Source organism: Microbispora rosea (assembly GCF_900156315.1).
In the GTDB taxonomy this organism is placed as follows: Bacteria; Actinomycetota; Actinomycetes; order Streptosporangiales; family Streptosporangiaceae; genus Microbispora; species Microbispora rosea.
Window position 1 is genome coordinate 46308 of sequence record NZ_FTNI01000035.1, and the last position, 13685, is coordinate 59992.

Annotated in this window: 16 protein-coding genes; 8 read left to right on the forward strand and 8 right to left on the reverse strand. The window is 71.7% G+C overall.

Translation table 11 applies throughout. The features are described 5' to 3' along the window. Positions 1–113 precede the first annotated feature (113 nt). Together metE and BXA11_RS35305 are read right to left on the reverse strand one after the other, a co-directional pair. Entirely contained in the window at positions 114–2342 is a 2229-nt protein-coding gene (gene metE, locus BXA11_RS35300) for a 5-methyltetrahydropteroyltriglutamate--homocysteine S-methyltransferase (protein WP_076441600.1), read from the reverse strand. A 113-nt stretch (positions 2343–2455) separates the two neighbouring features. Then, positions 2456–3307: a helix-turn-helix transcriptional regulator gene (locus BXA11_RS35305; RefSeq protein ID WP_076441602.1), complete on the reverse strand. Its 852-nt coding sequence runs from the start codon at positions 3305–3307 to the stop codon at positions 2456–2458. An 86-nt stretch (positions 3308–3393) separates the two neighbouring features. On the opposite strand from BXA11_RS35305, the gene BXA11_RS35310 reads away from it, so the two are divergent. Beyond that, a complete protein-coding gene (locus tag BXA11_RS35310) occupies positions 3394–4203 on the forward strand; it encodes an SDR family NAD(P)-dependent oxidoreductase (protein ID WP_076441604.1) in 810 nt (269 codons plus the stop codon). A gap of 237 nt (positions 4204–4440) precedes the next feature. Here the strand turns inward: BXA11_RS35310 and BXA11_RS35315 are convergent, their stop codons facing one another. The 5 genes from BXA11_RS35315 to BXA11_RS45865 form a co-directional block, all read right to left on the reverse strand. Further along, positions 4441–4782 carry an MmcQ/YjbR family DNA-binding protein gene (locus BXA11_RS35315; RefSeq protein WP_076441606.1) on the reverse strand — a complete coding sequence of 114 codons (342 nt, stop codon included), beginning with the start codon at positions 4780–4782 and terminating at the stop codon, positions 4441–4443. A gap of 193 nt (positions 4783–4975) precedes the next feature. Continuing rightward, a complete protein-coding gene (locus tag BXA11_RS35320) occupies positions 4976–5680 on the reverse strand; it encodes a methyltransferase domain-containing protein (protein WP_204053679.1) in 705 nt (234 codons plus the stop codon). 70 nt (positions 5681–5750) lie between these two features. After that, positions 5751–6941, reverse strand: a complete 1191-nt coding sequence (locus BXA11_RS35325; protein WP_076441608.1) for an RNA-guided endonuclease InsQ/TnpB family protein — start codon at positions 6939–6941, stop codon at positions 5751–5753. Further along, positions 6928–7191 (reverse strand): IS200/IS605 family transposase, encoded by a 264-nt coding sequence (gene tnpA, locus BXA11_RS45860; RefSeq protein ID WP_373320577.1) that lies wholly within the window; start codon positions 7189–7191, stop codon positions 6928–6930. The genes BXA11_RS35325 and tnpA overlap by 14 nt, the downstream gene beginning before the upstream one ends. After that, entirely contained in the window at positions 7181–7438 is a 258-nt protein-coding gene (locus BXA11_RS45865) for a transposase (RefSeq protein ID WP_373320578.1), read from the reverse strand. Before BXA11_RS45865 ends, tnpA begins: the two co-directional genes overlap by 11 nt. Before the next feature lie 72 nt (positions 7439–7510). Between BXA11_RS45865 and BXA11_RS35335 the strand changes: the two genes are divergently transcribed. Beyond that, entirely contained in the window at positions 7511–7960 is a 450-nt protein-coding gene (locus BXA11_RS35335; RefSeq protein ID WP_076441610.1) for a MerR family transcriptional regulator, read from the forward strand. On the opposite strand, the gene BXA11_RS35340 is transcribed toward BXA11_RS35335, so the two are convergent. Then, on the reverse strand, positions 7935–8840 hold the full coding sequence (locus BXA11_RS35340) for a helix-turn-helix domain-containing protein (RefSeq protein ID WP_076441612.1): 906 nt from the start codon (positions 8838–8840) through the stop codon (positions 7935–7937). The two genes, BXA11_RS35335 and BXA11_RS35340, sit on opposite strands and share 26 nt — an antisense overlap. A 116-nt stretch (positions 8841–8956) precedes the next feature. Here BXA11_RS35340 and BXA11_RS35345 point away from each other — a divergent pair, with 116 nt between their 5' ends. The 6 genes from BXA11_RS35345 to BXA11_RS42695 all read left to right on the forward strand — a co-directional run bounded on the left by BXA11_RS35345 (position 8957) and on the right by BXA11_RS42695 (position 13493). Continuing rightward, complete coding sequence (locus BXA11_RS35345; protein WP_076441614.1) at positions 8957–9778, forward strand: SAM-dependent methyltransferase; 822 nt, start codon at positions 8957–8959, stop codon at positions 9776–9778. A gap of 75 nt (positions 9779–9853) precedes the next feature. Continuing rightward, entirely contained in the window at positions 9854–10291 is a 438-nt protein-coding gene (locus tag BXA11_RS35350; RefSeq protein WP_076441616.1) for an ester cyclase, read from the forward strand. Between the two features lie 17 nt (positions 10292–10308). Next, positions 10309–11205 carry a LysR family transcriptional regulator gene (locus BXA11_RS43490; protein WP_076441618.1) on the forward strand — a complete coding sequence of 299 codons (897 nt, stop codon included), beginning with the start codon at positions 10309–10311 and terminating at the stop codon, positions 11203–11205. A 572-nt stretch (positions 11206–11777) separates the two neighbouring features. Further along, positions 11778–12221 carry a DoxX family protein gene (locus tag BXA11_RS35360; RefSeq protein ID WP_076441620.1) on the forward strand — a complete coding sequence of 148 codons (444 nt, stop codon included), beginning with the start codon at positions 11778–11780 and terminating at the stop codon, positions 12219–12221. Between the two features lie 230 nt (positions 12222–12451). Then, positions 12452–13249, forward strand: coding sequence for an RNA polymerase sigma factor (locus BXA11_RS35365; RefSeq protein WP_076441621.1), 798 nt, complete (start codon positions 12452–12454; stop codon positions 13247–13249). Further along, entirely contained in the window at positions 13221–13493 is a 273-nt protein-coding gene (locus tag BXA11_RS42695) for a hypothetical protein (RefSeq protein ID WP_143734707.1), read from the forward strand. Before BXA11_RS35365 ends, BXA11_RS42695 begins: the two co-directional genes overlap by 29 nt. The last annotated feature ends 192 nt before the right edge of the window (positions 13494–13685 follow it).

The following is a 13685-nucleotide window of genomic DNA, read 5'->3' on the forward strand; positions in this document are numbered from 1 at the left end:
CTCCACACGTCTGCGTACGCCCGTGGCCGCGGTCTCGCCCTGCTCTCGCTCGCGGCCTGCACCTCCCACCGCTCAGGCATGGCGCGCCCGGGGGCGGTGCTCAGGCCCACCGCTCAGGAGCGGCGCTCGCGCAGGCGGGCCGCCGCCTCGACCACGTTGGCGAGCGCCGCCTCGACCTGCTCGTACGAGCGGGTCTTCAGCCCGCAGTCGGGGTTGACCCACAACCGTTCGGCGGGCACCGTCCGCAGCGCCTCCGTGAGCAGGTGCTCCACCTCGTCGGCGCCCGGCACGCGCGGCGAGTGGATGTCGTACACACCGGGTCCGAGCCCACGGGAGAAGCCGCCGACCACGCCCAGCACGCGTCCCCGCGATCGGGCCGACTCGATGCTCGTGACGTCGGCGTCGAGCGCGTCGATCGCCGCGAGGATCTGGTCGGCGTCCGAGTAGCACAGATGCGTGTGGATCTGCGTGTGCTCACTCACGCCCGAGGTGGCCCATCGGTAGGCGGCGACGGCCCACTCCAGGTAGGCGCCCTGCTCGGCACGCCGCAGCGGCACCAGCTCGCGCAGCGCGGGCTCGTCGACCTGGATGACGCGGATGCCCGCCTCCTCCAGGTCGCCCACCTCCTCCCGTACGGCGTCGGCGACCTGGAACACCACCTCGCGCAGCGGCAGGTCGTCGCGGACGAACGACCAGGCCACGATCGTCACCGGGCCGGTGAGCATGCCCTTGACCGGCGTGCTCGTCAGCGACTGCGCGTATTGCGCCCACCTCACCGTGATCGGCCCCGGCCGCCGCACGTCGCCGTGCAGGATGGGCGGGCGGGTGCAGCGCGAGCCGTACGACTGGACCCAGCCGTGCCGGGTGACGGCGAAGCCGTCGAGGTGCTCGGCGAAATACTGCACCATGTCGTTGCGCTCGGGCTCGCCGTGCACGAGGACGTCCAGCCCCAGCCGCTCCTGCAGCGCGATCACCTGCTCGATCTCCGCGCGGACCATGTTCTCGTAGGCCGCCTCCCCGATCTCCCCGGCCGCGAGAGCCGCCCGGGCCCGGCGCAGCTCGCCCGTCTGGGGGAAGGAGCCGATCGTGGTGACCGGGAGAAGCGGCAGCTTCAGGTGCTCGGCCTGCGCCGCCGCCCGTACAGGGTAGGGGGCGCGGCCCTCCGCCGTCCGGGCCGGGAAGGTGCGCGGGCGCTCCTGTGCGGCGGGCTGTCCGGGCAGGTGATGCCCGGGTGTGACCGCGAGCAGGGCCGCCAGCTCGGCCACCTCGGCGACCTTCTGCTCGGCGAACGCCAGCCGCTCCCGCAGCGCGGGGTCGAGGCCGGTCTCGCGCCCCACGTCGTAGGGCACGTGGAGGAGCGAGCACGACGTGCTCACCACGACCCGCCCGGCGCGCTCCCGCACGGCGAGCAGCGTGGCCAGCGCGCGGTCGCGGTCGGTGCGCCACACGTCGCGTCCCGAGACCACGCCGGCGACGACGGTCTTGCCGGCCAGCGCCTCCACACCCAGGGCGTCCACACCGTGGGCCGAGCCCCGGACGAGGTCCAGGCCGACGGCCTCGACCGGCGCTCCGGCCAGCACGGGCAGCGCGTCGCCGAGATCGCCGAAATAGGAGGCGACCAGCAGCGCGGGCCGGTTCTCCAGCCGTCCCAGCCGGCCGTACGCCGCCTCGGCCGCGGCCAGCTCGGCGGGGGTGCGGTCGGCGACCAGGGCGGGCTCGTCCAGCTGCACCCAGCCGACGCCCTCCGCGGCCAGTTCGGCCAGCAGGCGGGCGTACACCTCGGCCACGTCGTCCAGCCGGTCGAGCGGGGCGAAGCCCTCTGGGCTGTCCGGCGCGGCCTGCGACAGCAGCAGGAACGTCACCGGCCCCACCAGCACCGGCCGGGTCTCCAGTCCCAGAGCGAGGGCCTCGCGCACCTCGGCCAGCGGCTTGGCGGCGTCGAGCGAGAAGACCGTGTCCGGGCCGATCTCGGGAACGATGTAGTGGTAGTTGGTGTCGAACCACTTGGTCATGCGCAGCGGGGCGATCCCCTCGGCGCCCCGGGCCATCGCGAAGTAGGTCTCCAGGTCGTCGTCGTGCCGGTAGCGCGCGGGCACCGCGCCCAGCAGCACCGCCGTGTCGAGCACCTGGTCGTAATAGGAGAACGTGTTCGACGGCAGGCCCTCCAGCCCGAGCGCGGCGAGCCGCCGCCAGGTGTCCTCCCGCAACCGCCGTGCGGTCTCCTCCAGGTCCGCCCGGCTGGAACGCCCCTCCCAGTAGGACTCCAGCGCCCGCTTCAACTCCCGATCCGGCCCGATCCGCGGATATCCCAGCACGGTCGATGCGGGGAAAGACGACGTCATCACCACTCCTCATACGTCGAACAGGACGCCCCGCATCCTCTCCTCGTCCCGTCCCGCCCCGGCGGATCTATCGAGCACGCTTATGGATCAGTTCGGCAGGTCACCCGGGCTGGTCAGCGGGGGGCGTCCATGCGCTGCGTGCCGATGACCGACAGCAGCCGTAGCGCCTCTTCCGACGGCGAACCGGGTACGGCGGTGTAGATCACCACCTGCTGATCGCGGTCGGCGATGTCGAGGACGTCGCAGTTGACGGTGACCGGGCCGACCATCGCGTGCTGGAAGGTCTTGCACAGCGTGGGCCCGTCCGTGACGTCGTGGGAAGCCCACAGGCGTGCGAACTCCGGGCTCTTCGCGAGGAGTTCGTCCACCAGCCCGGTGACCTCCGGCGCGTCCGGGTAGCGGGCGGCGGCGGCACGCAGGCGCCGGGCCGCGTGCCGGGCGAAGTCGTCGGCGTCGGAGACCCCGTACAACCGCCGTCCCTCGCGGTGCGGGCCGATGAACACGCGGCGCACCAGGTTGCGGTCGCGCCGGGACAGGGCCGAGAAGTCCTCCATGAGGGCGGCCGCCAACTCGTTCCAGGCGAGCACCTCGAGCGTGGCGGACGTCACGAACGCGGCGGCCTGCGGCAGCCTCGCCAGCAGGTCCAGGATGCTCTGCCGCACCTCCCGCGGGGGCCCCGGCGGCGGGGCGGGCGAGACGCCGGCGAGGTTGTGGAGGTGGGCGCGCTCGGCGTCCGACAGGCGCAGGGCCCGGGCCAGCCCGGCCAGCACCTCGCGCGACGGGTGCGGACCGCGGGCCTGCTCCAGCCGCGTGTAGTACTCGGTCGAGATGAAGGCCAGCTGCGCCGCCTCCTCACGCCGCAGCCCCGGGGTGCGGCGCCTGGGCCCCACGGGCAGCCCCACGTCGGCAGGGCTGATCCGCTCGCGCCTGCTGCGCAGGAAGTCGGCCAGTTCTCGTCGGTTCACACCTCCAGTGTGCGCGCAGCGCGCGGGCGATCCAGGTACTGCCGATGCCTGGATGGAGCGGCGCCCGTCGGCGCAGGCTCACTGGCATGGACAACACACCGACAACAGGCACGACCATCCCCACCCCGCCCGGCGCTCCCGGCCTGCTCGACGGCAAGGTCGCCTTCGTCAGCGGCGCCGGACGCGGCATCGGAGCCGCGGCGGCGCGGCTGTTCGCCCGGGAGGGCGCACGAGTGCTGCTCGCGGCCCGCACGGAGGCCCAGCTGAAGACGGTGACCGAGGAGATCCGGGCGACGGGCGGCACCGCCGACTACGTGGTGTGCGACCTGGCCGACACGGAGAGCGTGCGGGCCGCCGTGAACCGCGTGGTGGACCTGTACGGCCGGCTCGACGTCGCTTTCAACAACGGGGCGATCGGCCAGCCGCCCGGCCCGTTGGACCGGATGCAGGAGGCCGACTTCGACCTCGTCTACACCGTGAACCTCAAGGGCGTCTGGCTGGCCATGGTCGCCGAGGTGGAGGCGATCCGGGCCACCGCGGGCACGGGCGCCATCGTCAACAACTCGTCCGTCGGCAGCTGGGGAGGCAACCCGGAGCTGCCGGCCTACGGTGCGATGAAACGGGCGGTCAACAGCCTCACCGAGTCGGCCGCCGTCACCTACGGCCCCGAAGGCATCCGGGTCAACGCCATCGCCCCCGGCAACACGCTCACCGAGATGATCCGCGCCTGGGAGGCGGAGTCCCCGGGTCTCCAGGAGCGGCTCACGGCCTGGACACCGCTGCGCCGCGGGGCCGACCCGGCCGAGATCGCCGAGGCCGCCGCCTGGCTGCTGAGCGACCGTGCCTCCTTCGTGACCGGCGCCGTCCTGCGGGTCGACGGCGGCGCCCGAGTCTGAGCAGGGGCGGAGATCTTCCCCTGCGGTGCCGGGCCTGCCAGCGGGCTCCACCCATGCGATGTCCGGGCCAGCCGACGCCTCCCCTGCGGTGTCCAGGGCCTGCCGGCCGGATCCGGCCACCGGATTCGGCCGCGGCGTTCCGGCCCCGCGTCCGGCTCCCGCGATCCATTGACCGCGCTTATGGATCACGCGCCGCTCATTCCGCCTGCCTGCGGCGTCGTGCCGGTTCCCGGCAGATCAGGTCGCGTCGTAGGCGGCGGCCACTCGTTTGGGCACGACCATGCGCCAGGCGTCGACGACGAGCTCCCGCATCTCGGTCTCGTCGATGGCCGCCATCCTGACCCGGACCCATTGATAGCGCTCGTCCGAGGGCAGGGGCATGACGAACTTCTCCGGCTCGGAGGCCACGAGGGCTTCCCGCTCCTCCTTGGGGAACGCGAAGCCCATCAGGGTCTCGTCCGGGGAGATGGAGACGTACACGATGCCCCTGACCCGGAACTTCACGTGGTCGCGCACCAGCGCTTCCTCGGTGCGGGGCAGCCTCAGCGCGACCCGCCGCACGTCGTCGGCCGTGACCATCAGAGGCCGTCCTCGGCTCGGACGGCCCCCACCGCGGCCGGCGATGAAAGATCGAACGTCGTCACGGACGCACCATAGCCCCGGCCACCGACATTCCGGCCGACGCCGTCGTGCCCCCAGCGGACGGGCTACCTCCCCGGCGGTGCTCACGCACGATGCTCACGGACAGCGCTCACTCACGGACGGCGCTCACTCACGGACGGCGGGCGGCGGCCAGGAACATGGGCACGGCGAGGAACAGCCTGCCCCGCCGCGCGCGGCCGAGCTGTTCCGCGATCCAGTCGTCGGCCTGCCGCCGGGTGACCGCGCCCGCCGCGTACGCCCCCTCGGCGAGGCCGGTGGCGATCGGCAGGAACGACCCGTCCGTGAAGACACCCGTACGGACCTCGGCGGTGACGTCCGCGAAGCCCGCGTCGAGCAGGAGGTTGCGGTGACGGCGGGCCGCGTGCGGGCTGGGCACGGCCTCCGCCCTCGCGTGCACCATGACCCGGGTGAGAGCGGGGTCGTCCGAGTCGATCACGAAGGTGTCCCAGTCCTGCCCCACCAGCACGATCCGCCCGCCCGGGGCGAGCACCCGCCATGCCTCGGCCGTCGCCCGCGCCGGATCATCCAGGGCGTGGTAGACCTTGTCGGCCCGATAACCGGTCAGTTCGCCGTCCCCGAACGGCAGGTCGCGGGCGTCGGCCCGGCGGAACTCCAGGCCCGGGTGCCGGGACCGGGCGACCTCGATCATCTGGGCGTCCACGTCCAGGCCGATCGGTTCCGCGCCCAGGGCGGCCATCTCCGCGACGGCCAGTCCGGCGCCGCAGCCGACGTCCACCACGCGGCTCCCGGCGGCCGGACCGAGAAGCTCGTAGGAGCGCGTACGCAGTGCCACCTGGCCGGGATGCCTGTCCACGCGGTCGAGAAGGGCGATGAGAGTGTGATTCGACGTGACTCCTCCGCTCCCTGAAGGGAGCGGCTTCTCGCTAGGCCGCTTCCGCAGCGTCGCGAAGGGCAAGCCCTGCCCTGAGAATGTTCTTGGCCGCGTTCACATCAGCGTGTGCGGCGTGCCCGCACGACACACACCGGAACTCGGCCCGGGTGAGGCGGTTGTCCGCAGCGCAGTGCCCGCACCGGGCACACGTGCGGGAAGTGTTGCGGGGCTCGACTGCGATCAGCTCACGACCAGCGCTTTCAGCCTTGTGCGCGAGGACCGTCAGGAACACCCCCCAACCCGCGTCGAGAATCGAACGGTTGAGCCCGCACTTCTGGGCGACGTTCCGGCCGGGGGCCTCGATCGTGCCGGACGCGCTGCGGGTCATGTTCGCGATCCGCAGGTCCTCGTGCGCGATCACGTCGTAGGCGCGGACCAGGGCGAGGGCGGTCTTGTGCGCACCGTCCAAGCGCTGCCGCCGCACCTTGGCATGCAGGGCTGCGACCCGCGCGACCGCCTTACGGCGACGCTTGGACCCACGCTTCTTCCGGGCGAGATCCTGCTGTGCCGCCCTAAGACGATCAGCCGACGATTGCAGGTGACGCGGGTTGGCCAGGTGCTCCCCGTCGGAGGTGGTGACCAGCGAGGCCACACCCACGTCCAGACCGACGACCGCACTGGTCGCGGGCAGCGGTTCGGCGGGAACCTCATCGCACGACAACACCACGAACCAGCGGGAGCCCTCGCGCTTGACGCTGATCGTCTTGACCTGGCCGCGCACGGCCCGGTGCTGGTGCACGCGTACGTGCCCGACACCCTGGAGCCGCACGTAGGTGGCGGTGGGGTGTTCGGGCTGGGAGTCCCACCGGCAGCCGTCACCGTCCTTGGGCCAGGTCACCGTGTCGAACCAGCCGCGCCCCTTGAACCGGGGGAACCCCGGTGTGCGCCCGGCCTTGAGGCGGTCGAAGAAGGCGCGGAACGCCTTATCGAGGCGGCGCAGGGTGGCCTGCTGGGAGGAGAACGACCACCGGCCCTGACCACCGGGGTCATCGGCGCGGACGTGCTTCAACTCACCGGACTGATCGCCGTAGCGGATGCTCACCCTGGCCTTGGCGTAGGCGGTGCGGCGGTGCTCAAGAGCGGCGTTGTAGAGCTGCCGGTGATCCTCCAAACAGGCCGACAGCGCGGCATCCTGCTTGGATGTGGGGCGGATCAGGAACTTGTACGACCTACGCAGGGCCACCCCCTGTGGGGGCGCGCTCGTACTGCGTCTCGATGTAACGCTGCACCATCTGGTCCGACACCACGCCAACGGTGGCCACGAAGTAGGGTCGCGGCCACAGCGTGGGCAACCGCGAGCGCAGGTGACCGAACTCGGCGCGCAGGTGGTGGGAGGTGAAGCCCCTGAACTGGTCGGCCACGTACGACGGTGAGTTCTTCGGGTGGGGCTTGACGAACAGATGCACCTGGTCGGGCATCACCTCAAGCGCCACGATCTCCCTCCCCGTGTTCGCCGGCCTTGGCGCGGATCAGCTTCTCAAGGCGCGTCTTGACGCGACCGCCCAGAACCGGGCGGCGGTTCTTCGGGCACCACACCACGTGGTATCCGAGGTCATACGCCACGCCGGGGGAGGTGCGCACCTGACGAGTCACACGATCATCTTGACAGCGCCGTACATCTATGTTCCTGAGAAGGGAATCCGCGATAAGCCCAGAGAGAAAATCAGCCAGGGACGGCATCCCCCCATCGTCGGAAGACGACGGTCCCCTGCCGAGGTTCTGATGGAGGACAGCGTCGGACTTAATGTCGACATGAAGTCAAGCGCGACCATCGGCATCGGCGAGGCGGCCGCCCGGTTCGGCCTCGCGACGCACGTCCTGCGGCACTGGGAGTCGCTGGGGCTGCTGACGCCCGCCCGGGTCGCGGGCGACCGGCGCCGTTACGGCCCCGGCGACCTCTTCCGGGTGGCCGTGATCCTGCGGGCGAAGGAGGCCGGGCTCGGCCTCGACGAGATCCGCGAGATGATCGCCGCCCGCGCCGCGTCCGAGCGGCGGGAGATCCTCCGGCAGCGGCGGGCCGAGCTCCTGCGACGCATAGAACAGGCCCGGGCGGCCCTGGAGGTGGTCGAGTGCGCACTGGGCTGCGACCACGACGACGTCACCGGCTGCGCGCACTTCCAGCAGGCCGTACTCGAACGGATCGGCCTGCTGGCTCCCGCGCCGCCCGCCCCGGACGTCAGGGGTGGGCGCGCAGGGCGGTGAGGAGCCAGGCGAAGTCGTCCGCGTGGGACGGTTTCGGCTCCCGGCCGTTGATCACGGCCATGAGGTGCCGATAGCGCTCGGCCTCGGCGAACAGCCCCGCCTCCAGACGCTGCACGACGGCCGCCCGGCCGTCGGCGTCCATGCCGCCGAGCAGGCGGCCGACGACCTCGACGGCCTCAGGCGAGTCGGGGCGCACCCCGTTCTCCCGCGCCTCACCCACCTGCCAGGCGACCTTCTTCGCGAACCACATGAAGCCTCCCGGCCCCTGCTCCCCGCGGTTGCGCGCGTTGTGCTGCACCATGTCGCGCATCCGCCGCCGGAAGCCGGGATCCTGCACGAGCTCGGCGAGCTCCACCCAGGCGTCCACCTGCTCGGGCGTGGGGTCGTCGGGCAGGCCGATCTCGGTGTGCCGCAGCCGGTTCCTGAGCTCCGGGTCGGCGTCCAGGCCGCCGAAGACCTCGTCCACGAAGTTCTCGATGATGCGCCGCCGCTCCTCGGCGGACAGCCGTGCCAGCTCGTTCAACAGCTTCGTCTCCTCCGTGCCGGACCGCCGCCTCGCGACGGTGCTGAGCACCGCGCGCCTGAGCCGCAGGGTGCGGATCTGCGCGTCCAGTGCGTCCACATGGACGGCGGCGACGTCGGCCAGGGTGACCTTCCGCTCCAGCACCCGCCGTACGTCGTCCAGGCCGAGACCGAGATCCCGCAGCGTCCTGATGAGCTCCAGCCGGGCCACGGCGCCGGCGTCGTAGAGCCGGTAGCCTCCCTCGCTCCGCTCCGCAGGCGGCAGCGCGCCGACGTCCGACCAGTATCGGATCGTGCGCACCGGCATCCCGGTGCGGCGGGAGAGCCATCCGATGGTGAACAGCCCCTCGTCGTCCATGACTCCGAGTCTGGTCTCTCCACCGGGTGGAGACTCAAGGGCCGGTTTTCACCGCTATGCCGTGCGCCAGGGAGTCTCTAAGGTGGGCATTGATCACGTGACGGCAGGAGGACCGGATGAGCGACGGCTTCGTGGACGGCCCTGGCGAGGAGCACCGTCCCAAGCTCGACACGAGCGTGCCGCACTCGGCACGCATCTGGAACTACTTCCTGGGCGGCAAGGACCACTTCACCGTCGACCGCGAACTCGGCGAGCAGATCCGGCAGGCGTACCCCGGCATCGTCGACATCGCCCGGCAGTCGCGGGGCTTCCTCGGCCGGGCCGTACGGCACCTGGCGGGCGAGGTGGGCATCCGGCAGTTCCTCGACATCGGCACCGGCCTGCCGACCGCCGACAACACCCACCAGGTGGCGCAGCGGGTGGCGCCGGAGTCCCGCGTCGTGTACGTGGACAACGACCCCCTCGTGCTGGTGCACGCGAACGCCCTGCTGACCAGCAGCCCGCCCGGCGTGACCGACTACATCGAGGCCGACGTACGCGCTCCCGACGAGATCTTGAGCGCCGCGTCGAAGACGCTCGACTTCCGCGAGCCGGTGGCCCTCATGCTGCTGGGGATCATGGGCCAGGTGCTCGACGACGAGGAGGCGTACGCGATCGTGCGCCGGCTCATGGACGCCCTGCCGTCCGGCAGCCACCTGGTCTTCGAGGACGGCACGAAGGTCGTCCTGCCCGAGGCGGCCGACGAGGCGGAGCGCATCCGCGCCGAAGGCGGCGACCCCTACCGGTTGCGGACGCCCGAGCAGTTCGCGCGCTTCTTCGACGGCCTCACCCTGCTGGAACCGGGGGTGGTGTCGGTGTCGCGGTGGCGGCCCGACCCCACCCAGCTCGGGGAGGCGTCCGAGGTCGACGCGCTGTGCGGGGTCGCCCGCAAGGACTGACCCGCCCCTGCGTCCCGCCCCGGCGTCGCCACCTGTTTCCATGGGTAGGGGTTCCAGGATGGGGACGGGAGGCGCATGGCCGAGATCAACGCGCTGCTCGACGCGATCACGGACGCGATCAGCTCTCACGACGAGGAGCGACTGCTCCGCTGCCTCGCCCCGGGGGCCGTGGTCGTCACGCCTGCGGGGGTGCTGGAGGGTCACGAGCAGATCGGCTGGTACTTCCGGCAGCTTTTCTCGGCGTTTCCCGACCTGCACAACGAGATCACCACCCGGGCCGTCCTCGACGACAGCGTCGTCACGGAGTTCACGTTCAGCGGCACCCACACCGGAGTGCTGCTGCTGCCGGGCGGCATGGAGATCATGGGCACTGGCCGCCGCGTGGTCTTCCCCGCGGCGGTCTCCTACACGATGGGCGACGACGGCGTGTTCGCCAGCGGGCGGTTCTACTACGACCAGGTGGCGTTCTACCGCCAGACGGGCTGCCACCTGCGTCTGCGCAGGACCGTCTGATCTCCCCATACTGGAGCGTGGACTCCGGCCCGCCGCTGCGCGACATCGGCTGCTTTACCCTCGTCGCCCGGCACCTCAGCTTCTCCCGCGCCGCCGCCGAACTGGGCGTCTCCCAGCCCGCCGCGAGCCAGGCCGTCGGCCGTCTCGAGCGCACGCTCGGGGTCCGCCTGTTCGAGCGGACCAGCAGGGAGGTCCACCTGTCGCCGGCCGGCAAGGCACTGCTGCCGTACGCCGAGGCGCTGCTGGAGTCGGCGGCCGCCTTCTCGGCGGAGGCGAGGCGGCTCGCCGCGCCGGAGGGCGCCGGTGTCCGCCTGGCCTATCCCCCGCCGGTCGGCGGCCTCGCGGCGCGGATCGCCCGCCGGATGGCACGCCTCGATCCCCCGGCCGAAGTGGAGCTGTGCCCGGCCGGCCGGGCCGCCGCCCTCGCCGCCCTCGCCGCCGGCGAGGTCACCGCGGCCGTCCTCGCCGCTCCCTTCCCGAGAGAGCTGACCACCGCCGCCCGTTTCCACGTGCCCGTCGGGCATCTGGCCGTGCCGGCCGGGGACCCGCTCGCCGGACTGCCCCGCGTGCAGCCCGAACGGCTCGCGCGGCACCGCGTCCTGCTGCCTCGGGAACGTCCGCCCGGCGGGATGTGGGCGCGGCTCGCCGCCCGCGTCGGGCCGCACCGGCAGCACGTCGTGGCCGACGAGATCGACGACTTCGCCGCGGCGCTCGATCTGGTCGCGGCCGGCGTCGGCCTGCTGCCCACCCCCTCCCTGGTCGTGACGTCCGTCCGCAGGGACGACGTCGCCTTCGTCCCGCTGGACGCGGGCGACCTTCGCCTGACGTACGCGCTCGCGTGGCGGGGTGAACGGCTGTCGGCCGGGCTGATGGCACTCGTGCGTACGGCGCAGGAGTGCCTCTGGACGAGGTAGCGCCCAGGGGTTCCCGGCGCTGACGCCAGAGCACTGATGCGAGAAAGTTTCACGCAGCCTCCCGTGGCGGGACCGTCCGCGACCCCGGAGAACCGGCAGGTGACCGGGCCGGCGTCGTGAATTCACCAACATCGTGTCGCCGCTTCCTGACAGAGAATTACTTGAAGACTTGACCAGCGACACCGACATCAGCATTCTTGGGGCTAGCCGCCCCGCGCATATTCACCGCTGAATAAGCGAGGCGCGGCCACGTGGTTCACCGACGAACCGCCGAAGCCGTCAGCGACGATGCTGCTTATTTGGGCTTTGACCAGCGGATCTGGGTCTTTTGCTCGCACAACCGCGCGGCTTCGCACCGCCGGACGCCCAATCCGCCGACAATGTGAGCCACGGAACGCAGGAGATGACGGCCGATTTACTTCGCCATGACTACGAATAGGCGATGGCCGGAGTTTCCCGTTTCCCTTCCGCCGGATCTCAGCTTTTCCGGCGCGTTCCCATCGGCCTGCCCGGATCGTGTCCGCGCGCATGCGACGCGGCCCATCCGGCAGGCACGACAAGAAGGTGATCACATGAAAACGGACCAGATCAGGGGACCAGTCCTCTCGCTTTTCCGCATCGTCACGGGACTGCTGTTCGTCTGCCACGGCGTGGCGACGATCTTCGGCGTGCTGGGCGGCAACCGCGGCACCGGCCACGCCCTGGCGATCGGCACGTGGCCGGGCTGGTGGGCGGCGGCCATCCAGCTGGTGTTCGGGACGCTCGTCCTCGTCGGGCTGCTCACCCGCGTAAGCGCGCTGCTGTGCTCCGGCTCGATGGCGTACGCGTATTTCACCGTGCACATGCCGCAGGGCCTGTTCCCGATCCAGAACGGCGGCGAGGCGGCGGCGATGTTCTGCTGGTCGTTCTTCCTCGTCGCGGTCTTCGGGCCCGGCGCCTGGGCGCTGGACACGCTGATCCACCGGATGCGGCACCAGGAGGTCGAGACGTACGCGCCCGCGCCGGTGCAGGCGTGACCACATCGCGCCACCGCCCGTAGGGCGAAGTCGAGCGCCGGGCCCGGAGCGGCCCGCGCGCGCGGCGCCTCGCGGCCGGACGTCACCCGGGCGTCCGGCCGCGAGTCCGGCGGGCCGCCCTCCCCGGCCCGTTCCCTTCTGCGGCCGCCACCGCGGCATCCCATCCAGAGGCCGGATGCGTGAACCTGATCGGCCCCTCGTCCGACTGTGCAATAAGACGGGAGGACGAGATGGCCGACGAGTTGCTGGTGGTGCGTGCCCAGCTTGGCGAGCGCGCGGCGCTGGCCGAGCTGGTCGCCCGCTGGCAGATGCCCGTGTGGACGTACGTGCGGCGCATGCTCGATGCCGAACGGGCCGACGACGTCACCCAGGAGATCTGGCTGGCCGTGATCCGCGGCCTGCCCCGGTTGCGGGAACCCGCCCGGTTCGCGCCCTGGCTGTTCACCATCGCGCGCCGATCGGTCACCGACCGTCTGCGCGGCCAGTACGCCAAGGAACACGAGCACGGGCACGAGACTCTGGCGGCCGGTGACGTTACCGTCGACGATCCCGTGGACGCCGCGGTGGACCGCGCCGAGCTGGTGAGCCTCCTGTCGGGCCTGCCCATGCCGGAGCGGGAGATCCTCGTCCTGTTCTACCTGCAGGACCTCTCGGTGGAGGACTGCGCGCAGATCTGCGAGATCCCCGCCGGGACGGTCAAGTCGCGGCTCAACCGCGCACGTCGCCTGTTGCGCGCGCAGCTGGAGGAGAAGGATACCGGCCATGACCGAGGAGCCGCCGCTGTCGGCGCGGGAAATGATCGAGCGGCTCGAACCGGCGCTGTCCCGTGCCAGGCGCGTCCGCGCGGTGACGTCGCTGTTGTCCGGGCTGTCGGGCACGGCGTTCGTGACCGCCCTGTGGGCAGGCGAGCCAGGACCGCTGCCCGGCCGCACGCAGGTGATGTTCGCCCTTCTCGCCGTCATCTGCCTGGCCTGGGCCGGCTACGGCGGATGGCTGCTCATGCGCCGGGTGCCGCTGTTCGCCACTGACCGCGTGATCGCCGCGTGGATCGCCCTGGCCGCCTCGCTGGCCACCACCGCGGCTCTCGCCGTGCCGGCGGTGCGGCGCGGCACCGGCCTCGCCCCCGTGCTGGCGATCGGAGGGTTGTTCGTGGCGGCCGCACTGGTGCTGGCCGTGCACGCCCATGCCCGCCGGGCGGCGCTGCTGCGCCGGGCACGCGAGCTCACGGCGACGCATCCGTCCACACCGCGCACGCACACGTCCGAGAACTGACTCGGCGAGACGAAAGGCGCTCGTGATGGCACACAATCCGAAACTCATCCGCCGCCGGTTCGGCAGGACCGCGTTGCTCGCGGTGACCCTGGCCGTCGCCGGAATCCTCCTCGCGGGTGTGCTCATGCTGCTGCTGTGAACGCGGAGCCGAAAGCAGGGCGGAGCCGAAAGCAGGGCGGAGCTGAAAGCAGG